The sequence below is a fragment of the Eudoraea chungangensis genome, from assembly GCF_029360665.1.
Taxonomy (GTDB): Bacteria; Bacteroidota; Bacteroidia; order Flavobacteriales; family Flavobacteriaceae; genus Eudoraea; species Eudoraea chungangensis.
Genome location: NZ_JARDUB010000006.1, coordinates 158,200 through 184,964 on the forward strand (window position 1 = coordinate 158,200; position 26,765 = coordinate 184,964).

The 26,765-nt window shown below is 35.4% G+C and carries 22 protein-coding genes and 1 tRNA gene; 13 read left to right on the forward strand and 10 right to left on the reverse strand.

What is annotated here, in order from left to right; translation table 11 throughout:
- Positions 1-4: 4 nt before the first annotated feature.
- From PXG98_RS13565 to PXG98_RS13595, 7 genes are all read left to right on the forward strand, one after another.
- On the forward strand, positions 5-1,054 hold the full coding sequence (locus PXG98_RS13565; protein ID WP_276391895.1) for a protein rep: 1,050 nt from the start codon (positions 5-7) through the stop codon (positions 1,052-1,054).
- A gap of 56 nt (positions 1,055-1,110) precedes the next feature.
- Positions 1,111-2,673 carry a type I restriction-modification system subunit M gene (locus PXG98_RS13570; RefSeq protein WP_276391898.1) on the forward strand — a complete coding sequence of 521 codons (1,563 nt, stop codon included), beginning with the start codon at positions 1,111-1,113 and terminating at the stop codon, positions 2,671-2,673.
- Between the two features lies 1 nt (position 2,674).
- Complete coding sequence (locus PXG98_RS13575; RefSeq protein ID WP_276391900.1) at positions 2,675-3,874, forward strand: restriction endonuclease subunit S; 1,200 nt, start codon at positions 2,675-2,677, stop codon at positions 3,872-3,874.
- A 13-nt stretch (positions 3,875-3,887) separates the two neighbouring features.
- On the forward strand, positions 3,888-6,725 hold the full coding sequence (locus PXG98_RS13580; protein WP_276391902.1) for a type I restriction endonuclease subunit R: 2,838 nt from the start codon (positions 3,888-3,890) through the stop codon (positions 6,723-6,725).
- A 6-nt stretch (positions 6,726-6,731) separates the two neighbouring features.
- Positions 6,732-7,538 (forward strand): pentapeptide repeat-containing protein, encoded by an 807-nt coding sequence (locus PXG98_RS13585; protein WP_276391904.1) that lies wholly within the window; start codon positions 6,732-6,734, stop codon positions 7,536-7,538.
- Positions 7,539-8,191: 653 nt separating this feature from the next.
- Positions 8,192-9,277 (forward strand): PIN domain-containing protein, encoded by a 1,086-nt coding sequence (locus PXG98_RS13590; protein ID WP_276391906.1) that lies wholly within the window; start codon positions 8,192-8,194, stop codon positions 9,275-9,277.
- A gap of 11 nt (positions 9,278-9,288) precedes the next feature.
- Complete coding sequence (locus PXG98_RS13595) at positions 9,289-10,371, forward strand: hypothetical protein (RefSeq protein WP_276391908.1); 1,083 nt, start codon at positions 9,289-9,291, stop codon at positions 10,369-10,371.
- 88 nt (positions 10,372-10,459) lie between these two features.
- Here the strand turns inward: PXG98_RS13595 and PXG98_RS13600 are convergent.
- Positions 10,460-10,544: transfer RNA gene (locus PXG98_RS13600), tRNA-Ser, on the reverse strand.
- A 111-nt stretch (positions 10,545-10,655) separates the two neighbouring features.
- On the opposite strand from PXG98_RS13600, the gene PXG98_RS13605 reads away from it, so the two are divergent.
- Genes PXG98_RS13605 through PXG98_RS13615 form a run of 3 tightly spaced genes read left to right on the forward strand, consistent with a single transcriptional unit; the run spans position 10,656 to position 13,297 of the window.
- On the forward strand, positions 10,656-11,408 hold the full coding sequence (locus tag PXG98_RS13605) for a sulfite exporter TauE/SafE family protein (protein WP_276391909.1): 753 nt from the start codon (positions 10,656-10,658) through the stop codon (positions 11,406-11,408).
- 9 nt (positions 11,409-11,417) lie between these two features.
- Positions 11,418-12,053: a nitroreductase family protein gene (locus PXG98_RS13610; RefSeq protein ID WP_276391910.1), complete on the forward strand. Its 636-nt coding sequence runs from the start codon at positions 11,418-11,420 to the stop codon at positions 12,051-12,053.
- Between the two features lie 38 nt (positions 12,054-12,091).
- On the forward strand, positions 12,092-13,297 hold the full coding sequence (locus PXG98_RS13615) for a DegT/DnrJ/EryC1/StrS family aminotransferase (RefSeq protein ID WP_276391911.1): 1,206 nt from the start codon (positions 12,092-12,094) through the stop codon (positions 13,295-13,297).
- A gap of 9 nt (positions 13,298-13,306) precedes the next feature.
- Here the strand turns inward: PXG98_RS13615 and ribB are convergent, their stop codons facing one another.
- From ribB to PXG98_RS13655, 8 genes are all read right to left on the reverse strand, one after another.
- Complete coding sequence (ribB, locus tag PXG98_RS13620) at positions 13,307-14,449, reverse strand: 3,4-dihydroxy-2-butanone-4-phosphate synthase (protein WP_276391913.1); 1,143 nt, start codon at positions 14,447-14,449, stop codon at positions 13,307-13,309.
- A complete protein-coding gene (locus PXG98_RS13625; RefSeq protein WP_420909571.1) occupies positions 14,446-15,879 on the reverse strand; it encodes an LptF/LptG family permease in 1,434 nt (477 codons plus the stop codon). The genes ribB and PXG98_RS13625 overlap by 4 nt, the downstream gene beginning before the upstream one ends.
- Before the next feature lie 73 nt (positions 15,880-15,952).
- The gene (lolA1, locus tag PXG98_RS13630) at positions 15,953-16,597 is read right to left on the reverse strand and encodes an outer membrane lipoprotein periplasmic chaperone LolA1 (RefSeq protein WP_276391917.1); all 645 of its coding nucleotides are present in this window, start codon (positions 16,595-16,597) and stop codon (positions 15,953-15,955) included.
- Positions 16,598-16,599: 2 nt separating this feature from the next.
- Entirely contained in the window at positions 16,600-18,960 is a 2,361-nt protein-coding gene (locus PXG98_RS13635) for an FtsK/SpoIIIE family DNA translocase (protein ID WP_276391919.1), read from the reverse strand.
- A 64-nt stretch (positions 18,961-19,024) separates the two neighbouring features.
- Positions 19,025-19,390, reverse strand: a complete 366-nt coding sequence (locus PXG98_RS13640; protein ID WP_276391921.1) for a diacylglycerol kinase family protein — start codon at positions 19,388-19,390, stop codon at positions 19,025-19,027.
- Positions 19,383-19,889 carry a thiol peroxidase gene (tpx, locus tag PXG98_RS13645; protein ID WP_276391922.1) on the reverse strand — a complete coding sequence of 169 codons (507 nt, stop codon included), beginning with the start codon at positions 19,887-19,889 and terminating at the stop codon, positions 19,383-19,385. The genes PXG98_RS13640 and tpx overlap by 8 nt, the downstream gene beginning before the upstream one ends.
- 100 nt (positions 19,890-19,989) lie before the next feature.
- The gene (gene nhaC, locus PXG98_RS13650) at positions 19,990-21,480 is read right to left on the reverse strand and encodes a Na+/H+ antiporter NhaC (RefSeq protein ID WP_276391923.1); all 1,491 of its coding nucleotides are present in this window, start codon (positions 21,478-21,480) and stop codon (positions 19,990-19,992) included.
- A 60-nt stretch (positions 21,481-21,540) separates the two neighbouring features.
- The gene (locus PXG98_RS13655) at positions 21,541-22,770 is read right to left on the reverse strand and encodes an aminotransferase class I/II-fold pyridoxal phosphate-dependent enzyme (protein WP_276391925.1); all 1,230 of its coding nucleotides are present in this window, start codon (positions 22,768-22,770) and stop codon (positions 21,541-21,543) included.
- A 145-nt stretch (positions 22,771-22,915) separates the two neighbouring features.
- Here PXG98_RS13655 and PXG98_RS13660 point away from each other — a divergent pair, with 145 nt between their 5' ends.
- Positions 22,916-23,368 carry an Lrp/AsnC family transcriptional regulator gene (locus PXG98_RS13660; RefSeq protein ID WP_276391926.1) on the forward strand — a complete coding sequence of 151 codons (453 nt, stop codon included), beginning with the start codon at positions 22,916-22,918 and terminating at the stop codon, positions 23,366-23,368.
- A 116-nt stretch (positions 23,369-23,484) separates the two neighbouring features.
- A complete protein-coding gene (lpdA, locus tag PXG98_RS13665) occupies positions 23,485-24,891 on the forward strand; it encodes a dihydrolipoyl dehydrogenase (protein WP_276391927.1) in 1,407 nt (468 codons plus the stop codon).
- A gap of 43 nt (positions 24,892-24,934) precedes the next feature.
- Here the strand turns inward: lpdA and PXG98_RS13670 are convergent, their stop codons facing one another.
- Positions 24,935-26,101 (reverse strand): heparan-alpha-glucosaminide N-acetyltransferase domain-containing protein, encoded by a 1,167-nt coding sequence (locus PXG98_RS13670; RefSeq protein ID WP_276391928.1) that lies wholly within the window; start codon positions 26,099-26,101, stop codon positions 24,935-24,937.
- Positions 26,102-26,226: 125 nt separating this feature from the next.
- On the opposite strand from PXG98_RS13670, the gene PXG98_RS13675 reads away from it, so the two are divergent.
- Complete coding sequence (locus PXG98_RS13675; protein WP_276391931.1) at positions 26,227-26,760, forward strand: NADPH-dependent FMN reductase; 534 nt, start codon at positions 26,227-26,229, stop codon at positions 26,758-26,760.
- Positions 26,761-26,765 lie beyond the last annotated feature (5 nt).

Here is a 26,765-nt window from a genome sequence, read left to right on the forward strand (position 1 = left end):
TCACATGTGTTCAGAAAAGTTTGGGAAGAGAGAAATCTATACATTAGCAGAAAGTAGGACAAACAAAGCAGGACAATTTAATGTAATTGTCAATGGTGAAGGCTCGGACCTTAGCAAAACAGATGCCTTAAAAGGGAGAGCAAAACGCAAAACTATTACGCAGGTAATGATGCTAAAGTTAATAAGTGTCGCTCAAAATGAAGGTGAGCCTGAATTAGAAAAAGCCTATTGGAACACCTATTACTGCCAACAGAATTTGTTTACATCTGATGGTAGACTATACGGTAAATATTGCAAGAATCGGTTTTGCACCTTATGTTGTAGCATTAGAAAAGCCGAAATGATTAATAAATATCATCCGGTTTTAAAAAAGTGGAAAGAGCCTTTTTTCCTAACGCTTACTGTAAAATCCTGTAAAGCTGAACAGCTATCTCGCTACATTAAGAAATTCATTCAAGGATTTCAAAGAATAACCGAAAAACACCGTAAACGCTATCAAAGAGGAAAAGGAAAAAAACTCATCGGAATAAGGTCTTTAGAGTGCAATTTCAATCCTGTTAGAAAAACCTATAATCCGCACTTCCATATTATCACAAAAGATAAAGAAACCGCTGAGATTTTACTGTCGGAATGGCTCAAATTATGGACTCCGAAATTCGCCAAAAGACCGGCTCAAAATATTCAAAAAGTAACTGAATTAAAAACAGGTCTCATCGAAATTATAAAATATGGTAGTAAAATTTTTACTGAACCTGATCTGAAGAATAGAAAAAACCAAAAAGACACTGCTCAGATATACGTTAAAGCCTTAAACATAATTCTAACTGCTATGAAAGGCAAACGTATATTTGACCGTTTTGGATTCAATCTTCCAAAGGCAACAAACATAACTCAAATACCTGCCAAATTACTGTCTTATTACAATGAATGGGAATATGACATGACCTCAGCGGATTGGGTTAATGTAATGACAGGCGAAAAGCTATCCGGTTATGAATTGCCTTCGTATCTAAATTCAATTTTGGAAAACAATATTAACGATTCCATTTTGTGATTTGATTTGTTATATTTGATTACCCTTTGTAATAATTCCCTTATTAAATAAATTGGATGTCTGAAGAACAAAAGAAGCTCTTAGAACAACAACTATGGAATATTGCCAATGAACTGCGTGGCAAAATGGATGCCGATGAATTTAGAGATTATATTCTCGGATTTATATTCTACAAATACCTCTCTGAAAAACAATACTTATACGCTAATAGACTATTAGAAACGGAAGATACCAAAGACTATCTTTTTGTTACGGATGAGGATGATATAGATGCTATTAGAGAGGAATCTCTTTTAAAGTTAGGGTATTTCCTTAAACCGGATGAATTATTCAGCTCTATCGCTAAAAAGGGAAATGCAAATACTGAGAATGAAAGCAACTTCATCTTAGCGGATTTAGAAACAATTCTCAACGGTATTGAGCAAAGTACTATGGGTACTGAAAGTGAAGATGATTTCAACAAGCTCTTCGAAGATTTAGATCTCAACAGTACAAAGTTAGGACGAAGCACTGAAGCACGTAATAGTCTTATCGCCAAAGTCTTATTCCATTTAGATAAAATTGATTTTGCTTTAGATGATACTGACTCAGATGTCATTGGTGATGCTTATGAGTACCTTATTAAACAGTTTGCAAGTGGTGCGGGTAAAAAGTCAGGTGAGTTTTATACACCACAACAAGTCTCTAAAATCTTAGCTAAGATTGTTACAACTGGCAAAAAGCAATTGAAAAGTGTCTATGATCCTGCTTGTGGAAGTGGGTCTTTATTGTTAAGAGTTGCAAGAGAAGTTAAGGTTGATGATTTCTTTGGACAAGAATTAAACAGAACCACCTACAACTTATGCCGAATGAACATGATTTTGCATGATGTGCATTATCGTCACTTTGACATACGACAGGAAGACACATTAGAGCGTCCTCAGCATATTGATATGAGGTTTGAAGCAGTTGTTGCCAATCCACCATTTTCAGCCAAATGGAAAGGTAAAAACAACCCCTTAAATGAAAATGATGAACGATTCAGTCAATACGGAAGATTAGCGCCAACAAGTAAAGCTGATTTTGCCTTTGTGCAACACATGATTTATCAATTAGCAGATAATGGCACTATGGCTGTTGTATTGCCTCATGGAGCTTTATTTAGAGGCTCTGCTGAAGGTACAATTCGAGAATATCTCATTAAAGAGTTAAATTATTTGGATGCGGTTATTGGTTTACCGGCTAATATCTTTTACGGCACAAGTATTCCTACCTGTATTATGGTTTTAAGTAAATGTAGAGTAAATGATGATAATATATTGTTTATAGATGCCTCACAGGAGTTTGAAAAGGATGGTAACAAAAACAAACTCGAAGATGAACATATTGATAGAATTATCAAAACCTACAGAGTGCGTTTCACAGATGACAAATACAGTTATGTAGCTACTTTAGACGAAATTGCTGAAAACGATTATAACCTCAACATTCCCCGTTATGTTGATACCTTTGAAGAAGAAGAAGCCATTGATTTAGATGAGGTTTCTATAGAATTAAAATCCATAGAAAATGAAATTTCTGAAATAGATTCCACTATAGCTGAGTATTGTAAACAACTTAATATTAAAACACTTTTTTGATATGAAAGTTAACAATCATCCAAAATTAAGATTCACTGAGTTCAGTGACTCTTGGAAATCCAAGAAATTCAAAGAACTAACCAAAATAAACCAAGGACTACAAATCCCTATTTCAGATAGATATTTAGATGAAGTTGATGATTCTTATTTCTACATAACAAATGAATTTCTAAAAGAAAATTCTGAAAAGAAATATTTTATAAAAAACCCACCTGAATCTGTCATTTGTGATGAATCAGATATTCTTATGACAAGGACAGGTAACACAGGAATGGTGGTCACAAATGTATCAGGAGCATTCCATAATAATTTTTTTAGAATAAGTTATCCTGAATATATTGATAAGATATTTCTATATCAGTTTTTAAATCTTAACAACACCCAAAATCAAATTAAACGTTTAGCAGGAACTTCAACTATACCTGATTTAAATCACTCTGATTTCTACAGGATAAAAATGACTTATCCTGAGTTAAAAGAACAAAAAAAAATAGCCTCATTCCTGTCATCAGTTGATAAAAAAATAAAATTACTTCAAGTAAAGAAAGACCTTTTAGAAGATTATAAAAAAGGTGTTATGCAACAAATCTTTAGTCAACAAATTAGATTTAAAGATGATGATGGAAATGATTATCCGGATTGGGAAGAAAAGAAGTTGGCAGATATTACAAAATACTATGATGGTACTCATCAAACACCAAAATACGTTTCAGAAGGAATCGCATTTTATAGTGTAGAACACGTAACTGCCAATCAATTTGAAAAAACAAAGTTTATTTCTGAAGAAGTGTTTGAAAAAGAAAATAAAAGAGTGAAGTTAGAGAAAGGTGATATATTAATGACACGTATTGGTAATATTGGTAAAGCAAAGTATATTGATTGGAATGTTAGAGCTTCATTTTATGTTAGTTTAGCTTTAATAAAACAAAATAGTTCTTTTTCAAGCAAATACCTTTCTCAATTTATTAATTCTACATTTTTTCAACGTGAACTTTGGAAAAGAACGATACATGTAGCTTTTCCGCAAAAAATAAATTTAGGTGAGATAGGAAATTGTATTGTTAGATTACCAAGTTTAAAAGAACAAAACCAAATTGCAGATTTCTTATCGGCAATTGATGCTAAAATAAATTCAGTGAAAGCCCAATTAATTTATAATCAAAACTTTAAAAAAGGCTTGTTGCAACAAATGTTTGTCTAATTACATAAAATTAATGACTAAACAACCGGAATACATATTAGAAGAAAATTTAGTGTCTCAGCTACAAGAATTGGGTTACTCAAAAGTGGTAATTAAAGATGAAGCAGACCTCATTGGCAATCTTAAAGCTCAACTCGAGAAACATAACAAAACATTCTACTCAGATAATGAGTTTAAGCAAATTCTAAATCAATTATCTAAGGGTAATATTTATGAAAAGGCTAAGATTCTGCGTGATAGAATCACCTACAATAAAGACAATGGTAAAACCGGTTATGTAGAGTTAATTAACCAAATACATTGGTGTAAAAACCAATACCAAGTTACCCATCAAATTACGATGGAAGGCAAATACAAAAACCGTTATGATGTGACCATATTAATAAACGGTTTGCCTTTGGTACAAATAGAACTTAAAAGACGTGGTTTAGAGCTTAAAGAAGCCTTCAATCAAACCAACAGATACGAGAGGCATTCCTTTAGTTCGGGCAAAGGTTTATTTCAGTTTATTCAATTGTTTGTCATTAGTAATGGTGTTAATACCAAATATTATGCTAACAACCCTGTCAAAGCACGTTCATTCAAACAAACGTTTTATTGGGCAGATGTAAATAATAAAATCATTACACAGCTCAGTGAGTTCTCTAAATTGTTCTTAGAGCCATGTCATTTATCCAAAATGATAACCAAGTATATTGTCTTAAATACCTCTAATACATTGATGGTTCTCAGACCATATCAGTATTATGCTACAGAAGCTATTGTAGAGCGTGTAAAGACAAGTAATAAGTTCGGGTATATTTGGCACACAACCGGTTCAGGAAAAACACTAACGTCCTTTAAAACTGCTCAAATCCTTACCAATTTAGAAGATGTTCATAAAGTTGTTTTTGTTGTCGATAGAAAGGATTTAGACTACCAAACCATAAAAGAGTTCAATAGTTTTAGTGAAGGCAGTATAGATGCCACAAATAATACCTCAGCATTAGTAAAACAGTTGTCAGATGATACTAAACTGATTGTAACCACCATACAAAAGTTAAATACAGCCATCAGCAAACCAAAGCATTTTGCAAAAATGGAATATCTGCAAAAAGAGAAGGTAGTTTTCATTTTTGATGAATGTCATAGAAGTCAGTTTGGTGAAACACATAATCGTATTAAAGCATTCTTTGGTAAGTCTCAGATGTTTGGGTTTACAGGAACACCAATATTTGCAGATAACTCAGTTAAAAATGCCTTAGGAAAACGCACCACCAAAGACCTATTTGAAGAGTGTCTGCATAAATATGTCATTACTGATGCCATTAGAGACAGGAATGTCTTAAAGTTCTCTATTGAGTACATGAACACCGTAAAACTCAAAGATGATGTTGTAGACATTAAGGTTGAAGATATAAATACCGCTGAGGTATTGGAAGCACCTGAGCGATTAGACAATAATGTAGATTTCATTATTGATAATCATAGCAGGAAAACGCATAATAAACGATTTACGTCCATTTTCTGTGTTCAGAATGTTAAGACCCTAATTAAATACTATGATATTTTTAAAGAGAAAAAAGACAATGAAAATCACGATTTAAAAGTTGCCACAATTTTCTCATATCAGGCAAATCAATTAGACGAAGACGCCAATGGATTTATCCCTGATGAAGATTATGAGGATTTTCTTTCAGAACCGGAATCCCTGTACGATACCAAGCATACAAGGGAACGCTTAGATGAGTTTATTGATGACTATAATAAGATGTTCAAAACCAATTATTCTTCTAATGAGTTTTACAGCTATTACAAGGATATTGGAAAGCGAGTTAAGAACAGACAGGTTGATGTTTTATTGGTGGTGAATATGTTCTTAACCGGTTTTGATAGCAAGTTATTGAATACTATCTATGTTGATAAGAACCTTAAATATCATGGTTTAATACAAGCCTATTCACGTACCAACAGGATATTAGATGAGGTGAAATCTCAGGGTAATGTAGTTTGCTTTAGAAACTTAAAAGATGCCACAGATGAAGCCATTACCCTATTCTCAAATAAAGAAGCCATTGAAGAGATAATTCTACAACCTTATGAAGATTATATTGAAGATTTCAATGAAGCTGTAGAACGAGTTAAAGCCATAACACCAACCTTTGAAAGTGTTAATGATTTAGTTTCGGAAGCTGAAGAATTAGAGTTTGTAAAAGCGTTCAGGGAACTCATGCGTGTTAAGAATGTATTGAACACATTTACTGAGTTTAGTTATGATGACTTAGGTATGGATGAACAGACTTTTGAGAATTACAAAAGTAAGTACTTAGACCTTTATGAAACTATAAAGTCAGAAAGCCAAAAAGAGAAAGTATCTATACTTAATGACATAGATTTTGAATTGGAATTAATAAGGCGAGATGAGATTAATGTCACTTATATTCTTTCCTTATTGGCTAAACTATCAGATACTAAGAAACCACAGGAACAGGAAAAACAGAAGAAACAGATTTCCGACATATTAGAATCAGAAATTCAACTAAGAAGCAAAAAGGAACTTATTGAGAAATTCATTGAAGAGAATCTACCATTAGTTACCGACTCGGATTTAATTCCGGATGCCTTTGAAGACTTTTGGACTATTGAAAAGAAAAGTGCTATTGTTAATCTGAGTAAAGAGGAAAACTTAGATTTCAAAAAGTTAGTTGATTTAGTAAGCAACTATCTTTTCACAGAAAAAGAACCCTTAAGAGACGAGGTGATAAGCGTAATGAATGAAAGACCAAGTCTAAAAGAGAGAGCAAAATCATCAAATCGAATCATCACTAAAATAAATGACTTTATTGAGACATTTATTAATGGGATGGGGTAATAAAAAATGAAAACAAAAGACGAAATAATAAGTTACTTCAAAAGTGATAAATCTGATTGGTACACCATTAGTGACAATGGAAAAAAGATTTGGGATAAAACTAAAGTGAGAGAGTTTTGGAAACTTATTCGACTGAATAAGATGGATGTTAAGGATTACAATTTTGACAATTTTGTGTTCCCGGAATTTGAAAGTCCAAATCCACCAACATCAGGAAATACAAAACCTACCCAATGTTTTTGGAGAGATATAAATTCCAAATGTTTTGAGAACAAAACAACATTTAAAAGTGCAAAGTTCTTAGGTCGATCAGAATTTAAGAAGGTAATATTTGGGGGTAAAACCTATTTCAAAAATTCTACATTTGAGGAAAGAACTACTTTTATAGATTCAGAATTTAAGGAGTTTGTATCCTTTTACAAAGCGAGATTTTCAGATAGTGTCTCTTACAGAGGGACTAATTTTGAGAGGTTGTCCTCATTTAGATCAGTAAAATTTAGAAAAGACATAGTATTCTTTTTTACAAGGTTTATCGGTGATGTAGAATTTGATAATGCGAAATTTGACGAAAAGTCTGTATTTCAAAAAATTGATTTCAATAGAAAAGCATCATTTTTTGAAATACGTGTTAGAAATAATCTTCTTTTTAAACTTATTAGGATTATCGATGATCAGTTCTTAGTCGAAAGTATTAGATTCGAAAAAAATGGTCTGACAACTTTTTGGGACTGTAATTTGAATAGAAATGTATTATTTAGATATGTCGATACTTTCAAGGTAGTATTTCATTTATCCAATATTAGTGAGACATAATTTTTTAACTGCAAATGGAATATTAAAGATAGAATTATACTGCAGGATGAAATATATTTTAAACGTGATAATAATCCAAGCATTAAGGCATCCACAGAGAATTTATACCGACAGTTAAAAAAGAACTTTGACTCACAAAAAAATTGGGAACTATCAGGTTATGCTTATGTATCTGAAATGTCCATGAGAAAAGAAAGATTATGGATAGAGAATAAATTTTTGGAGTGGATAATATACAGCTTTTATCGATTTTTTGGAGGATACACTCAGAATTTCAAAATTCCTTTAGGATTTTGGTTATTGTGTACATTACTAATTTTCCCAACATATTACTTCCTATTTGAGGGTGTATCACAGACATCTTATGGATATTATAAAATTGAAACTGTCAAAAATGCTTATGAAAAAAGTTTAACTAATGCCATACCCATATTAAAATCTAACTTAAATTTCAACAATTGGTGGATAAAGTCAATTCAAATATTTTTTAGTTCCTTATTTCTTACATTTTTTGTCTTGGCATTGAGAAAATGATTTAAGCAATAGCTTTTAGAAAGACTAATTATGTAAATATTGTATAGGAATGTGATTGATTACCGTAAAGAGATTTATTATTTAATTGAACAATGATTCTAAAACATAGTGTTATTTTTTTGGATACAAATGTTTTCCAAAGTCAAAATTTTACTACCGGTAGAAATTTAAATGACTTGTTGAAGATTTCTAATGAACAAGAAATCCAAATATGTATTGTAGATATTACCTACAGGGAGTGCCTTAAAAGAATTGAATCTAACCTTACAAAATCTAAGACAGCTGTAAAAAAAATAATTGCTTCTTTAAATAAAGACTGTAATATTCTAAGGCAGTTAGATCATTATAAGCCATTTTTTGAAATTCCAAAAGTCGATGTTGGAGTGGAATATTCAAATATGAAAGAAATATTTGATGAATTTCTGAGTGATTATAAGGTTGAAATTGTTAATTCTGACATTGCAAATCATGTTGAAGTTTTTGATCAATATTTTAATAAGGAAAAACCCTTCGGTTTGGGTCAAAAGAAAGACGAATTTCCTGATGCATTTATTATTAATACAATTGAACATTGGTGTAAGTTAAATAATGTTTCAACATTTGTAATTTCATCTGACAATGATATGATTGATTATAAATCAAAAAACTTTGATGTTATAGAGAGTTTAGGTGAAATGCTCCATCATTTTGCTACAGCAACCGAATTAAATGAGAGAGTCGATAACCTCTTAATGGATAATATTGGTGACCCACTCGAAGAATTAATAAGCCATTTAAAAATTAATACTGATGAAGTTACTTTATTACTATACCAAAGGTTGCTAACAGATCCTTATTATGTTGGATTAGAATATGAACCGGGTGATGTAAAGGATACCCATGTGGACTCATTGATAATAACCTCAATTGAAGAAAACACAATTCAGGCTGAATTAAGAGTTAAAATTATAATTCAAATACCTTTTACTTATAATGATTTATCTCTTGCAAATTACGATAGTGAAGATGACAGATATTGGAATATCTACCATGTCAGTGAGAATAGTATTTATGAGTTAGATTTAAGTCTAATGACGGAGTTTATTTATGAAATCGAAGGAGATGAGGTTTTGGAATTTAGCTTTGATTCAATTTACGACTATAGCCTAAATGATTTTGATAAAATTGAAGAAAACATTGATTCTGTATCTGAGTTTGAAGATTAAAATAGAAGTAAATGACATTAATAATTGGTTGTATAGCACCTGAGTTTGCCATTGTAGCGGGAGATACACAACTTTCTATCGGAGACTTAAACCGTGGTGATTTTGAAAGAAGAACTCAACTCAAAGTGATAAGACCATCAAAGGACTTCTTATTTGGGATTTTAGGAAGATGGAGTTATTATCATCCTAAGGACGATGGAAGTGCAGATAGATATGATGAAGACAAAGTACTTTTTAGAAAAATTAGTTCTTTTGAAATAAAGGATAAACTTCAGTTTTTACAAAAATACACCTACTCCAAGGATAAATTAGACGCCACTTCAATCTATGTGAAAGCAGATAATAAGCAATTTGAGATTGGAAGTGTCTCAACAACTGATAAAAATGATACCGATGAGCATCAATGCATCTCAACCATAATATTTGATGACTTACAACTCAAATTTAACGAGTGTTTTTATCAGGCTCAGGCAAATTTTGTTGAGACTACTATTCAAAGAATTAGAAATGAATATAAGTTATCTAATAGTTTAGAAGATTGCTTATTTCTTATTAATAACGTAATACTCGAAATTATATCACATGGTAGACATGTCAATGTAAAAGATAGTAATGGTGAAGAGGGAACTGTCTCTAACACAGTTGGTGGCTATTTAACTATTCAAATAATGAATCTTAAAGAATTAGGTAGACCTAACAATCTATCACTAATCTACAATTCAGACTATAATTGTCTCTTAGATAAACTTACAAACCCATTCTCAAAATTAGTAGATACTACATTGAGCATACGTTACATTGATAATTTGGCTATGGTAGTTAAGTCGATTAATTCGCCTTTTCAAAAAAATATTTATGAGTCACTAAAAAGTCTAATCCATAAACAAATTGCCTTAATCATCGAAAAAAACATTATCGATAGAAATAGTATGAATGAAATCATTAAGTTCATTAATACTAAGTATGATTTAAAAATAGATTTAATAAAGGTTGAAAAGCGAGTTGAAGACCAAAGTGAAATCACCTTAGATCTTATAATAGATGATGGAAAAAGTGATTTAGTCGACACAAATTATCTGATAAGATTTTTCTGAAAATAGGGTTAAATCGAAGTGCTTTGTCAACGATACTGTCAACCAAAAAAATAATCCCTTTAAAATCAAATGATTAAAAAGGGATTTGCGGAGGAAGAGGGATTCGAACCCCCGGAGGTGTGACCCTCAACAGTTTTCAAGACTGCCGCATTCGACCACTCTGCCATTCCTCCTTAAATGCGAGCGCAAATATACAATCCTTTTTTTAATTATATATAGAGTTTGATTCTATTTTCTTAGTGTGAATATGGCATTATTAAAAATCTAGCCCCTATTTTAGCAGCATGGAAGCATGGTATCATTATGTTTTGCTGGTCCTCGTTGGATTTGTGGTTGGATTTATCAATACCGTGTCTGGGGGAGCCTCTCTTATTTCCCTTCCTTTTTTAATTTTTTTAGGATTACCACCGGCAGTGGCTAACGGTACCAACAGGGTTGCTATTATCATTCAAACGGCTATTGGTGTTGCGGGGTTTAAAAGCAAAGGGGTGTCTACCTTCCCATTCAATATTTATCTTGGTATTTCAGCCTTATTCGGTTCTATTATAGGGGCAAGTATAGCTGTAGATATAAAGGGCGAAACATTTAATAGAATCCTAGCCATTATAATGGTAGCTGTGGTTTTAATAATAATATTTAAGCCAAAAATATCCATTGAAGAGCTTACAGAACGAGTTACTGGGAAGTATCTTTGGATGGGTATAATTGCATTTTTTTTTATAGGCATCTATGGCGGGTTTATTAATGCGGGGATAGGTTTTGTTATACTTTTATTTTTGCACTATGTAAACCATATGACCCTTGTAAGAGCCAATGCCACAAAAGTTGCAGTGGTTTGTATCTATACCCTGTCCGCTCTGGCTGTATTTGTATTTAACGACAAGGTTTTATGGGAGGTAGGGCTAGTACTTGCTATAGGAAATGGGGCGGGAGCTTGGTTTTCTAGTCGTATCTCCGTAGGAAAAGGAGATGGTTATGTAAAAATGTTTTTAATTATTATGGTCGTGGTTATGGCTATAAAATTGTGGTTTTTTTAAAGGAAAATAATGCGAGATATTTTAAAGGATTTGGAATGGCGTTATGCGGTGAAAAAATTTAATTCCAATTCTACTGTTGAAGAAGCGAAAGTTGATAAATTAAAAAAAGCATTTAATTTAACAGCCACTTCTTATGGATTACAACCTCTAAAATTAGTAGTACTGGCTAATAAATCTGTACAAAAAAAATTGGTAGCTCTTTCCTACGGGCAAGAACAAGTAGTACAAGCTTCTCATGTCCTGGTCTTTTGTATAGAAAAAAAAATAGACGATAAATACATAAAGTCTTATTTCCATAAGGTAAAGGAAATTCGGGGAACAGATGATGCGGTATTAGAACCTTATCAGCAAGCACTGATTAAAGAGTTTTCAAAAAAGGATAGTGCCGACATAAATTCTTGGGCTACCAAGCAAGCCTATCTTGCAATGGGAAATTTGTTAACAGTATGCGCCCTGGAACACATAGATGCCTGTCCTATGGAAGGCTTTAATAGTGAAGGCTACAATAAATTACTAAAGCTAGACGATAGAGGTTTAAATGCTGTCCTAGTGATGCCTGTTGGCTACAGGGCCGAGGATGATATTTTTTCAGCTTTCAAAAAAGTACGGAGGAATTTAGAAGACACAATTATTGAATGGAATTAAATAACTTGGGTTAATAGTTTAATGTAGAAGTAAAAAATATGCCAGGATTTGAATTATTTGGGGCCTTAGAACGGGAAGAAACGAACAAGGTGCTTAGGACAGGAGTTCTAATGCGCTATGGTTTTGATGGTCTTCGTCAGGGACAGTGGAAGGCTAAGGAAATGGAAAAGGCTCTTGCTAACAGAATGGGAGTTAAGCATGCCCAATTGTTAAGCAGTGGTACGGCTGCTTTAACCGTGGCTCTTTGTGCAGCCGAAATCGGAGCAGGGGACGAGGTAATAATGCCAACGTTTACCTTTGTTGCCAGTTTTGAAGCAATTTTATCGGTTGGTGCTATACCTGTTTTGGTAGATATTGATGATAGTTTAACCTTAGATCCTAAGGCCGTTGAAGCGGCAATATCTTCAAAGACCAAGGCAATTATGCCGGTTCATATGTGCGGTTCTATGGCTAATTTGAGGGCTCTGTCCGCCCTGTGCAAAGAACACAACTTATTTCTTATTGAAGATGCTTGCCAGGCTATTGGAGGGAGCTATGAAGGAAAGCCTTTGGGTAGCTATGGAGATATGGGATGCTTTTCTTTTGATTATGTTAAGACTATTACCTGTGGTGAAGGAGGCGCCTTAATTACCAATAATTCCAAGTTTCAAAAACATGCTGACCACTATTCAGATCATGGGCATGATCATGTGGGTAATGACAGAGGTAAAGAGGAGCACCCTTTTCTTGGTTATAATTTTAGGATATCAGAGCTAAATGCAGCAGTAGGCCTGGCTCAAATTAGGAGGTTAGATGATTTTCTTGCTATTCAAAAAGCAAACTACACTATAATTAGAAATGAATTAGAAAAAGTTTCGAACATTACTTTTAGGGCAGTACCAGAAGGAGGGATAGAAAACTATTCGTTTTTAAGCTTTTTTCTAGAGAATAGAGAAGAGGCTAAACGGGTACAGACCGAGTTAACAGACGCAGGTGTGGACGGATGTTTTTATTGGTTTGATAACAACTGGCATTACTATAAAAAATGGGAACATCTTTTAGAGGCCAAAAGTCTGGGTAAATTGCCTAAAGAAGTAATCCATGGTATCGGCAAGCAGAAGTCCAATAACTTCGCTGCCTCGGATAACTGGATGGGACGAAATATTTCTGTATTAATTAAACTAGGCTGGAGTTCGGAAGAAGTATCTAAAAGAGCTCAGACAATAGCCGAAGTGGTTTCCAAACATACGCGGACTACCCCATAATCCAGTCTGCTAATAAGGACAATAACCCACTATTTCTAAGCCATAACCAACAATACCCACTCGTTTGCTCTGACTACTGTTGGTCATAAGTCGCATTTTGGTTATATTGAGATCGTGTAATATCTGTGCGCCAATACCAAAATCCCTCGTATCCATTTCAATTTTTGGGGCTTTTACTAAGCCTTTTCCTTGCTTTTCTTTAAGTCCCTTAAGCCGCTTTAAAAGATTAAATGACTGACTTTGCTGATTTATAAAGACAATAGCACCTTTGCCTTCCTCATTTAAGGCTTTAAACATATCGTCTAATTTTTCTTCCGCATTATGGGTTAGCGTACCAAGAATATCATTGTTTACCAAAGTAGAATTAATTCTGGTTAGCACCGGGTCGTCTAAATTCCATTTACCCTTGGTTAATGCCAAATGCACCTGATCATTTGTAGTCTGCTGGTAGGCATGCAAGCTGAACTTTCCGAACCTGGTCTCCACCTCAAATTGTTCCTTTTTTTCTATCAGACTGTCATGTCTCATCCTGTAGGCAACTAGGTCTTCAATAGACACAAGTTTTAAATCAAATCGCTTAGCCACTTCCAATAGATGCGGTAAACGGGCCATGGTTCCGTCTTCGTTTAGTATTTCCACAAGAATTCCTGCAGGTTCAAACCCCGCCAATCTTGCTAAATCAACGGCGGCTTCCGTATGTCCGGTTCTTCTCAGAACGCCACCATTTTTTGCCCTTAGTGGAAAAATATGTCCCGGTCTGCCTAAGTCATAGGCATTGGTGTTTTTATCTACAAGAGCCTTAATTGTTTTGGCCCTGTCGTGTACAGATATTCCAGTAGTACAACCATGTCCAATAAGATCCACAGATACTGTGAATTGGGTATGGTGCATCACGGTATTGTTTTCAACCATCATGCTAAGGTTTAACTCTGCACATCTGTTTTCAGTTAAGGGAGCACAGATAAGACCTCGCCCATGCTTGGCCATAAAATTTATCATTTCTGGGGTAACCATTTCTGCCGCGGCTATAAAATCCCCTTCATTTTCCCTATTCTCATCATCAACCACAATAATTACTTTGCCAGCTTTTATATCCGCTATTGCTTCTTCTATTGTATTCAATTGAATCCTATCTTCCATATGTGCAATCATGCCTTGCTCTTTTTTCTTATTCTAAATACGGCTTTTATTTTATCAATAAAGTAGCCAAAATCCATTAAACCTCTATCCGCCGTAGCCCTTTTAGTTAAATAAACACCCAAAGGTAACATTATTAATGAAGCCATCCATGCCCCGAAAATTGGATGTATATTCCCTTCTTTGGAATAATTACCGGCAAAGACTCCGATAAAGTAATAGGTTAAAAACAAAACAATGGCAATTACCATTGGCAATCCCAAACCTCCCTTTCTTATTATTGCGCCCAACGGGGCCCCAACGAAAAACAAAATGATACACGACAATGCCAGGGCGTATTTTTTATGAAGAGACAAAATGTGCAGGTTATAAATCTTATACCTTCTTTCTAGTTCTTCTTTTTTGCCTACTACAGAATTCAAGATATTCGATACAGAGTTTTTTGCCGTCCCTAGTATTTGGATGACCTGAAACTCCTCGTACCAGTCCAGAATATTCTGTGAAGAAATGGTGTCTTTTTGCGATCTTATTTTTTTCCTTCCTAAAGAAGCCCTGAGAAGACTATCTGCAACAGGGTTCTTCATTTTGTTTTTTGTACTGTCTTTTTCCTCCAAAGGAATAAAAGCTCCCATTCTAGTATTAATATTTCTAGCAAAAGCGTCTACTACTTTTAAATTATTTTCCTTAAGAGAGTCAATATCTTTTACTAGTCTGGAAATATTTTTCATTTTGTCTGTACTCACATTCCTTTCTTCTTCCAAGTCCTGTGTATTATCAGGAATTTTCATATTAATGGTATAGGTCTCGAAATTAGACCTTGCAAAGGGATAGTTCCCTTTGTTTGAGCCGCTTTTGGGAATGATTTCCTCATAATAATGCCCTTCTTTTAGTACTAGCTGAATAATATCAGATCCTTCACTGCTAACCAACTCTCCTGTATTTGCTTTAATTACCGTCGTATTCTTTTCCAACCTGTCTTTCTGATGTATAATTACATCCCTCAGGTATTTGTCATTCTCTCCAAATTTTTGTTCTACTTTTATATTTAGCCCTTCAAAATCGCTAAATACACCCTCTACAATAACAGCTGCGGGTTTTACCTTGGCAATATTCCGTCGAAGATTATAAATCTTCTGCTCGGATGCAGGAATAACATTGTTAGCAAAATAAAAAGCAACTCCACCTAGAAAAATTACAAATATAATAAGGGGCAACATGGCACGCTGTAAGGATATACCGGAGGCCTTCATGGCAGCAAATTCATAGTTTTCTGCAAAGGAACCAAAGGTTAAAATTGAGGAAAGGAGTACGGTTAAGGGAAGTACTTTTTCTGTTAGATTGGGCAATAGATAGAACAAAAACTTACCGATGATAATGATATCTAAACCTTTTCCAGCCAAATCATCTATAAATAGCCATATGGTCTGAAAAATGAAGATAAACATCAAAATCAGAAAAGAACTAAAGAAATTATAAAGGAATTGCTTTAGAATATATTGATCTAGAATTCGCAATGGACTAGTTTCTTATAATATAGTAGCCTTGTTCTTTGTACTTCTGCTCGTCAAAGGTAAATAAGGTATTCGACAACTCTTGGTCTGTTTTAAAAGAATTAACAGTAATAGTGGTCTTTGTATTGTTGGCTCCTGTTTCAATAAGTTTGTAAATGTGTTTGGTCTCTGCATCTATTCCTAATAGAATAGAACTTATCTCCGAATTGGTATCCATTGGAATCAACTTTACAAATTGTATTTTTCTTCCTTGTACATTCTGCATGATATCCCAGGAATAGGTATGACCTTTTTTGTAAAAGGTGAGCATTTTTGATGGCGTGATGGTATTTCCATCTTCCGATTTGTCTTCAATAGTTACTTCTTCATTTTCCGGTACAATGGTATATACTTTTTTCCCATCATAGAGCTGTTGCGATCCCATATAATCAAAAAGATACTTATCTCCCTCTAAGGTAACGTCACCTCTGGTTTCTTGGTTAATACCAGCCTCTTCGTTTTGAAGCACATACTGAAAGTTCACCGCAATATTTTCGTAACTCATCACCTTATTATAAACCTCATCTAATAGGGTTTTTGCTTTTTCAGAATTTTGCGCTTTTCCACTAGCAAGACATAACAGGACTAGGGTAAGAAAAATAGGCTGTTTCATATTTATTTTATTTCATTATTTAATAGTTGCTCTAGTGCTAAGATATCTGGTACCAGAACTTGTCTGGCTTTGCTGCCTTCAAAAGGACCAACAATTCCGGCCGCTTCTAGCTGATCTATAATTCTACCAGCACGGTTATACCCTAATTTTAATTTCCTCTGAATGAGGGAGGCCGATCCTTGTTGTGCATTTACAATAACTTCTGCTGCCTCTTTAAACAAGGCATCTCTATCGGATATATCGTAATCAATACCTGTGCCAGAATCTTCTCCTACGTATTCTGGTAATTGATGTGCTTCTGGATAAGCCCTCTGGGATCCAATAAACTCAGTAATTTTCGCAACTTCAGGAGTGTCAACAAAGGCACACTGCAACCTAGTAACATCATTTCCCTGTGTAAATAGCATGTCGCCACGCCCAATTAATTGATCCGCTCCCTGGGTGTCGAGAATTGTTCGGGAATCTATCTTGGATGTAACCCTAAAAGCCAATCGGGCCGGAAAATTAGCTTTTATTAGACCTGTAATAACATTTACAGAAGGCCTTTGAGTGGCTATGACAAGGTGAATCCCTATGGCCCTGGCCAACTGAGCCAAACGTGCTATAGGAGTTTCTACCTCCTTTCCGGCGGACATAATTAAGTCTGCGAATTCATCTATCACTAAGACAATATAGGGCAGAAAATTATGTCCGTCATTAGGGTTTAATTTTCTGCTTTTAAACTTTTCATTATACTCTTTGATGTTTCTTACCATGGCCAATTTGAGTAACTCATAGCGATTATCCATTTCAATACAAAGTGAATTTAAGGTATGAATTACCTTGGTATTATCGGTAATAATGGCCTCATCAGAATCGGGTAGTTTGGCCAAATAATGTCTTTCTATCTTATTGTAAAGAGTAAGTTCTACTTTCTTGGGATCTACAAGGATAAACTTTACTTCAGCCGGATGTTTTTTGTAAAGAAGAGAAGTCAAAACTGCGTTTAAACCCACAGATTTACCCTGGCCTGTAGCACCTGCCATTAACATATGCGGCATTTTGGCCAGGTCAACAACAAAGGTTTCGTTGCTAATAGTTTTTCCGAAGGCTATTGGCAATTCCATTTCGGCCTTTTGGAATTTAGTAGAAGCGATTACAGACCGCATAGAAACGGTAGACGGATTTTTATTAGGCACTTCAATACCAATAGTACCTTTCCCAGGAATAGGAGCTATTATACGAATTCCTAGGGCGGCTAAAGACAAGGCAATGTCGTCTTCCAAATTTTTTATTTTGGAGATGCGAACACCTGCCACAGGTACAATCTCGTATAATGTTACCGTTGGACCTATTGTCGCTTTAATCTGGGCAATGCCAATTTTATAGTTTTTTAAGGTCTCTACAATCTTATTTTTATTCTCTTCTAATTCTTCTTGATTAATGGTTATTCCTCCTCCAGCACCATGAGGATCTAATAGATCTAAGGGAGGGAATTTAAACTTTGCCAGTTCCAGGGTAGGGTCGAACTCTCCGAAATCAGATACGAGTTTATCCGAGAGTATATCGCTCTCTTCTACTTCCTCAGTTACTGTTTCTACTTCCATTGTTAGCGATTCCTCTTCTTCTTTTTTAGGAGTACTTTTTACCAAAGGCTCTGCTTCTAATTCTATACCAGTTTCCAAGGGAGGTATGTCTTCTTTGTGCGTATACGTGTCTATTTTCATTGGCAGATCCTTCTCAGGGCTCAGGGGCACTTCCTTTTTAGGATCTTTTTTAAGTTCGCTTTTTAAGTTGATAGATTTGGCTTTAAAATAAGCGGCTATACTTTCGGGTGAAAATTTAAACAGTCTTACCAAAATTATAGTGAGGACAAAAAGCAGGAGTAAAAACACTCCAATTCTTCCTGCATAGTCTTGTAAGAAATCGTTCATTTCGTAACCCACCAAACCACCTAATAAAGGTTGTTCATAGGCAAAAAATCCAAGTGCAATAGATAACCATATAACAAAGACCAAACCCCAAACCCATTTACTCACCAGACCTTTTTTTTCTAGATTAAGAAATAAATACAGTCCTGTAATACATAAGAGGGCGGGAAAAATAAAAGAAGCTAATCCAAAACCTTTATATATAAAGAAGTGACTTATACTGGCTCCAAATTTGTTGAGAAGGTTTTTGGCCTGCTCATTTCTATCTGCAAACTCTGTAAGCAAACTTTGATCGTCTTGCCACGAAAAATAGAACGAGGTAAAGGAAAAAAACAGCGCTATACTCAGAAGTATAAGTAAGCTGCCAAAAATAACTTTATTCTGTTTGGACAACTGGAAAGAAAAACCCTTTTTGGAAGCCGCAGGTTTTGACTTATTTCTTTTTTTGGCCATTGAATTAGTAAAACTTTGGGGTAAAAATACAAATTTACACAGGAAAGCTTGGGTTCTCTGTCTTTTAAATAATTTTAGGTAGGTAAATAAGCAAACCAATTATAGAAGCACCAATAGATACAAACATTACTGCACCAGCCGAAATATCCTTAATAAAACCAATTTTATCATTAAAATCAGGATGTACAAAATCCGATAGTTTTTCTACTGCCGTATTTAGACCCTCGATTCCTAAAACTAGGGAGATGGCCATAATTTGTATAACCCATTCCAGGGTAGAAAGTTCAAAAATGAACCCGGCTACAGTCATAATCACGGCAATCCCTAGTTGAATTTGAATACTACTTTCGGTACGTAAAAGTAACCATGCCCCTTTAAGGGCATACCCAACACTCTTTATTCTATTGGTTAGTAAACTATCTTTAGGCATCCAATAACGCTTCGAGTGCTGCCTTGTAATTTGGCTCATCAACCGTTTCCGGTACTTGTTCCGAATAAGTAACCACTCCTTCTTCATTAATTACGACGACAGCTCTGGATAAAAGAGATTCTAAAGGACCATCCGTAAAGGTGACACCATATGCTTCTCCAAAACTTCCATTTTTAAAATCAGATAGCATAAAGACGTTTTCAATTCCTTCTGCCCCACAAAACCTTGCCTGCGCAAAAGGAAGGTCTTTTGAAATACAAAGAACTTTGGTATTATCTAATTCTGCCGCTTCTTGATTAAACTGTCTAACGGATTGTGCACAGGTGCCGGTATCGATACTTGGAAATATGTTGAGTACAACCTTAGAGCCTTTAAAATCTTCCAAATTCGATGAAGAAAGATCGTTTGCGGTCATTGTAAATGCCGGAGCTGTACTGCCGTTTGCCGGTAAATTGCCTGAGGTATGTAGTGTATTTCCTTTTAAAGTTACTATAGCCATGATTTGTTTTTTAAATTTTGGTGAAATTAAAAAAATAATGACGGAATAGTCCTATGCCAAAACAAAAATATTGCTAATTATTTGAAGAATAAAGGCATGCTTAGGTAGTTGTTGTAGATTGACTTAGTTGTTTAATTTTAATGCCGAGGGCGGCAAATATCAGGGTTGTGATAGGGCTAAGCCAATTGAAAATGGCAAAGAAAAAGTAGTCGGCCACACTTACACCTAAGACCCCACTATGATAGGCACCACAGGTATTCCAAGGGATTAATACTGAAGTCACTGTTCCAGAATCTTCTAATGTTCTACTCAGATTTTCTGGAGCCAAGCCTCTGTCGGCATAGGCCTGAGCAAACATTTTTCCAGGGACAACAATTGCCAAATACTGGTCTGAGGCGGTTATATTTAAAGCAAGGCAACTTCCTACGGTACTTGCAAAAAGACCAAAGGTTGTTTTTGCCATACCTAAAAGAGATTTTGTAATTCTAGAAAGTGCGCCAATACCATCCATTATTCCGCCAAAAACCATGGCACATACAATGAGCCAAATAGTGCCCAACATCCCTTTCATTCCTTTGGCGCTGAACAGATCATTTAAGGCAGCATTATCTGTATTTATAGAAGTTTCAATGGTTATGGCATTTAATATTCCCCTATAGGCAGATTCGAAAGTTAATTCAGAGCCTCCAGTTATGCCAGCAACAATTTCCGGTTGAAAAATGAGTGCGAACAGAGCCCCTAAAAGCGTACCAATTAATAAGGCAATTAAAGGTGGAGCCTTTTTGATTATTAGTCCAATTACCGCTAAGGGTACCAAGAACAACCAGCCATTGATGGTAAAAGTACTATCAATTGTATCTAAAATAGATGTCGTATCCGCAATTCCTGTTGTTTCTAGATTAAGACCAATAATAATGAAAATAATGAGGGTTATAACTATGGTAGGAATGGTAGTATAGGTCATATAACGAATGTGCCCAAAAAGATCTCCTCCAGCCATGGTAGGGGCAAGATTCGTGGTATCGCTTAGGGGCGACATTTTATCACCAAAATAAGCGCCAGAGAGCACAGCTCCGGCTGTCATGCCCGGAGAGATGCCTAAAGCATCTCCAATACCTACGAGCGCAATACCTACCGTAGCAGCTGTGGTCCAACTACTGCCTGTAGCGATAGAAATTATGGCACAAATTATAACGCTGGCGCCTAAAAAAATGGTGGGATTTAGAATTTGTAATCCATAATAAATCATTGCCGGAATAATCCCGCTAATAAGCCAAGTACCTGCTAAAGCCCCAACCATCAGAAGAATCAATAAGGCCCCCGTAGTAGATTTTACATTTTCGGCCACCTCGGCTATCATACTTTTGTAAGAAACCTTATTTAAAAAGCCAACTATTGCGGCAACAGCTCCCCCCATTAGAAGGATAAACTGATTAGAGCCTCCAATAGCGTCGTCTCCGAAAACATATACGTTGTAAGCTAACATTCCAACTAAGGCAATAACTGGGATTAATGCCTCCCAAATATTTAGCTCACGGTTCTCAATTATTTTTTCCTGCTGTCTAAATTTATTAGGTTTTTTGTCGGCCATATATGCTTTGGTTGATTGGTAATATTACAACATTGACCGTTGCTGTGCAAACCAGAAGTTCTAGATTGCGGTGGTGGCCATTTGTTCTCTTGGCAGAATACCAAGGGCCAGCATGCATTCTAGCATAGATTTAAATGTTCTCTCAATATCGTGATCTAGTCCAACTGAAATCCTGAGCAAGCCATTGGATAGTCCCATTTTCTTTTGTTCATCTATAGGGATTTCAGAGGAGGTAGAAGTGCCTGGGGCACTGAATAGGGTTTTGTAAAAACCTAGACTAACAGCCAGATAACCAAGGTTCTTATGCTGCATGGCTTCCATTAAGGCATTAGCCTTGTCTAAGTCTTCTAAGTCTAAAGTCAGGATTCCACCAAATCCAAATTCTGGATTCATTTGTGCCTTCATGACTTCATGTCCGGGATGCGACCTCAGGCCTGGATAAGAAACTTTTAAGCCTATCTCTTCAAACTTCTTCGCCAGATACATGGCATTGCTACTATGCTTTTGCATTCGAATATGAAGAGTGCGCATATTTTTTAAAATGGCAGCTGCTCTCTGACTGTCTAGGGTACTTCCTAAAAGCATCCCCGCTCCGGCATTTACATCTTTTAATTCCAAGCAGAAGTCTTTTGAAGCACAAATAGCACCAGCTACACCATCACTCATTCCGTTTATAAATTTTGTAAGACTTTGAATAACAACATCTGCACCTATTTTTACTGGAGTAATACTTAAGGGCGAAAATGTATTGTCTACCACCAATGGGATATTAGTGTTTTCGGCAATTTTTGCTAATCCTCTAAGATCTGCCACCTCCAACAACGGATTGCTAACGGCCTCACAAAAGATCATTTTGGTATTGGATTGAATGGTATGCGCAAGACTATCAAGTTTGGTAATATCTACAAAACTTGTTTGTATTCCGAACTTGGGAAGTAAGTTTTTTAAGAAAGCATAGGTGCCTCCATATACAGTTCTGCTGCAAACAATATGGTCTCCGGCACTACATATTTGTAAAATAACAGCGGTAATGGCTCCCATACCACTTGCCGTAACGTTTGCCGCCTCACTGCCTTCTAAAGCTGCTAATGCCTCGCCCAGATAGAGATTAGAAGGGGAGGAGTGTCGGGTATAGAGATAGCAGCCTTCTGTTTTTCCTTCGAAAGTGTCGAACATCTTTTTAGCGGAAAGAAAGGTATAGGTAGAAGAATCAGATATGGAAGGATTAACTCCCCCAAATTCTCCAAAATTATGTAAGTCCTGAATGCTATCAATTGCCTTGTATTTCATGAGTGAAAATTTTATATAAAAATACATTAGAGTATATATTAAAGACAATGATTTAAAACAGTTATAGAATATTAATCTATTATATTGTATTTAAATAGAAAAAAAAACTATATATATTCTATATATTTGTATTAAAATCAAAACTATGGACGCAAAGGACAGAGCACTAGTAGGCCTATTACAGGAAAATTGTAAATGGACCACAAAACAATATGCCAATGAATTAGGTCTTTCCGTTACTGCGGTTTATGAGAGAATTAGAAGGTTGGAAAGGACCGGAATTATAAGGAAATATGTAGCACTGGTAGATCCGCGAAAAATCGATAAGGCTTTTGCCGTAATGTGCCATGTGCGACTAATACAGCATACCAAAGAAAATGTTATGCAATTTGAAAAAGAGGTATTAAAACTAAAAGAGGTCTCGGAATGCTATCATTTGAGTGGAGACTACGACTACCTTTTAAAAGTAAATGTTAGTGATATGGAAGCTTACAGAGAATTTATGGTAACTAAACTCACTACAATAAAGAATATAGGCAGTACACAAAGCGCCTTCGTTATCAATGAAGTTAAGCATACAACAGCGGTCTCTATATAGCGTAAATAATAACAACAGTTTGACGCTTTGTTGTATGTGTTAATGAAAAACATTCGTACTTTTGTCATCTTATTTTTTATCATTTTAAAGAAATTTTAATCGCGAAAATTTTGTTTATGGCGCAATATGATGTAGTAGTAATAGGTTCTGGCCCTGGAGGATATGTAGCAGCAATTAGATCTGCACAATTAGGGAAGAAAACTGCAATTATAGAGAAGTATGCAACTTTGGGAGGTACCTGTTTAAATGTTGGCTGTATTCCTTCTAAAGCTCTTTTAGACTCTAGTCATCATTATGAGGACGCAGTAAAACACTTTGAAACACATGGAATTGAAATTCCTGGAGAAATTGCAGTCAATCTAGAGAAAATGATTGCTAGAAAACAGTCGGTTGTTGACCAAACTACGAAAGGGATTCAGTTTTTAATGGATAAAAATAAGATAGATGTTTATGAAGGTCTTGGTAGTTTTAAAGACGCTACCCATGTAGTAGTACATAAAACGGATGGGAGTGAAGAAATATTGGAAGCGACTAACGTAATTGTGGCTACGGGTTCTAAACCTTCTACGCTTCCTTTTATTAATATAGACAAAGACCGCATAATTACATCAACAGAAGCTTTAAAGCTTCCGGAAATTCCCAAACATTTAATAATTATCGGTGGAGGAGTTATCGGTTTAGAATTAGGACAAGTATATAAGCGATTGGGGGCCGATGTTACCGTAGTGGAATATTTGGATAGGATAATTCCTGGGATGGACGCGTCCTTGTCTAAGGAGTTAATGAAAGTACTAAAAAAACAAAAGATAAAGTTCTTACTTTCTCATCAGGTTACAGCGGTAGAACGTAAAGGAAAAGAAGTTACGGTTAATGCAAAAGATAAAAAAGGCCAGGATGTATCACTTTCCGGAGATTATTGCTTAGTATCCGTCGGGCGAAGACCTTATACGGAAGGTTTAAATACTGAGGCCGCCGGAATAGAATTAGACGATAGAGGAAGAATTGCGGTTAATGAACATTTACAAACCAGCACCCCTTCTATTTATGCTATTGGTGATGTAGTAAAAGGTGCTATGCTGGCCCACAAGGCCGAAGAAGAAGGTACCTTAGTTGCTGAGATCATAGACGGTCAAAAACCACATATCGATTATAATTTAATTCCTGGTGTAGTTTATACCTGGCCAGAAGTTGCCGCTGTGGGAAAAACAGAAGAGGAATTAAAAGAGGCCGGAGTATCCTATAAAGTTGGACAATTTCCTATGAGAGCTTTAGGAAGGTCCAGAGCAAGTATGGATACTGATGGGTTCGTTAAGATTTTGGCTGACAAAACAACCGACGAGATTCTTGGTGTTCATATGATAGGAGCTAGATGTGCCGACCTGATTACCGAAGCGGTAACCGCTATGGAATTCAGAGCATCTGCAGAGGATATAGCAAGAATGAGTCATGCACATCCTACCTATGCCGAAGCCGTTAAGGAGGCTGCTCTTGCTGCAACAGCAGATAGAGCCCTTCATATTTAGGAATTGGAATTCGGCTTTAATTCTAACAATTTATTGAAAAGACTTACTTTTTAAGTGCTTTGTAGCGTAAGATTCTAAGTTGCCTTTGTAAGTTTATCCCAATGGTTTCTGTAAAAGACTTGATTTCAACAAAGCTTTGTTGGGCAACACCCTGCAGGTATTTTTGGTATTTGGAGTATAGTAATGCTAAGAAGGTGCATAGGGCCATAAATAGGATAGCGCCTGGTATAACAATATTAGGTGCTAAACCATGGTTGTAAAACCGGTATAGGCCTAAGCCAGTAAAGCTGCCATATAGTATAATAAAATGTATTACGTAAATAGAAAGTGTATTTTGTCCGATTTTAAGAATTAGGTTTTGTTGCCATAAGTTGCGCGTCATCATAAACACAGCAAAAACGATTAAGACATCCCCAAGCCGAATAAAAAGGTAATTATTTAAAGCCACCCTATTGAAAAGTTCTATGCCTCTAGTTTCGGAGATCCATGCGAAAAAAGGAGATGAAAAGAGAAGTAAAAGCACTCCAATTGTTAGACTTAAAGAAATGGCAAGAGGATACAAATTCTTAAGCTCTCTAAACTTATAGAACAAGACCGCCATAAAGGCTCCAAAACTTGCATAACCAAACCATGGAATTATCGTAAAGACGGATCCGTTTGCTCTGGTAAAGTAGTTTGCAAGAAAATCTGGAAGAAATCCAAAAGTATAATTAGCATAGATGGGTTCTGTTAAAAACAGAGTCAGACTAATACCTAGAAGTACAGTGGGAAACACAAAGTACTTTAAACGCTGGGTTAACAGATAAACTGTAATGACGCCTAATATCGATAGGCCGATAATGTGTAATACATCTACTAAATAAGTGGCCTCATATATTTGCCCTTTTAAAAGACCACTTAAGTTAATGCGCAGAAGGTATCCAATAAAAACCAATTGCAGACCTCTTTTAATACCTTTTCTTATCCTTAGGTTGGGAGTAGCACTCTGGGCATTTCTAATTAATAAATAAGTGAATATAAACCCTGATACTGTAAAAAAGACTGGTGCAGTTATTCCCCTAAAATATTTCCAAACACTATATATCGCACTTCCGCTATCCCTAAAAGCGTTATCCAATAAACCATCTACAAAGTGCCCCTGGAGCATCATTAGAATAGCCCAAGCCCTCATTGCATCAATAAAAAAAAGTCTTATGGTCTTACTCTCCATAGATAATGGTCTAACGTATATACTCTTATTTTTATTATTTTGGATCTTATGGACCGCAAAATTAGATAAAATGCTCGCATATCCTCTCAAAATAAGGTAATTTTACAGTATAAAATTAAATTTCTATGGCAGCAATCCTAGCCTTTGCAGGAAGTAATTCATCTACTTCAATAAATTATAAACTAATAAGTTATACCGCAAACCAACTATCCGATCAAAATACCACTGTGCTAAATATGGCCCTTTTCCCCTTCCCTATGTACAGTGCTGATTACGAAAAAGAGAATGGGTTTTCTAATAGTCTGGTTGAATTGTGTAATGATATAAAAAAGTCGGATGGCCTGGTAATTTCTGTTAATGAACACAATGGAAATCCTTCGGCGTATTTTAAAAATCTAATTGATTGGCTTTCTAGAGTAGACCGCAATTTTTTGGCAAAACCGAAGATTTTGTTAATGGCCACTTCAGGAGGTAAACGAGGGGCGCAGAGTTCTATGGAAGTTACTGAAAAATTGTTAGGCAGATTTGGTGGCGAGGTAGTCGCTACCTTTTCTTTACCCTCTTTTTATGAGCAATTCGATGCGGAAGCCGGAATTAAAGACTCAGCATTGCGTAAAAATTATGAAGCCGCGATTAATACTTTTGTCTCCAAACTATAAGTGAC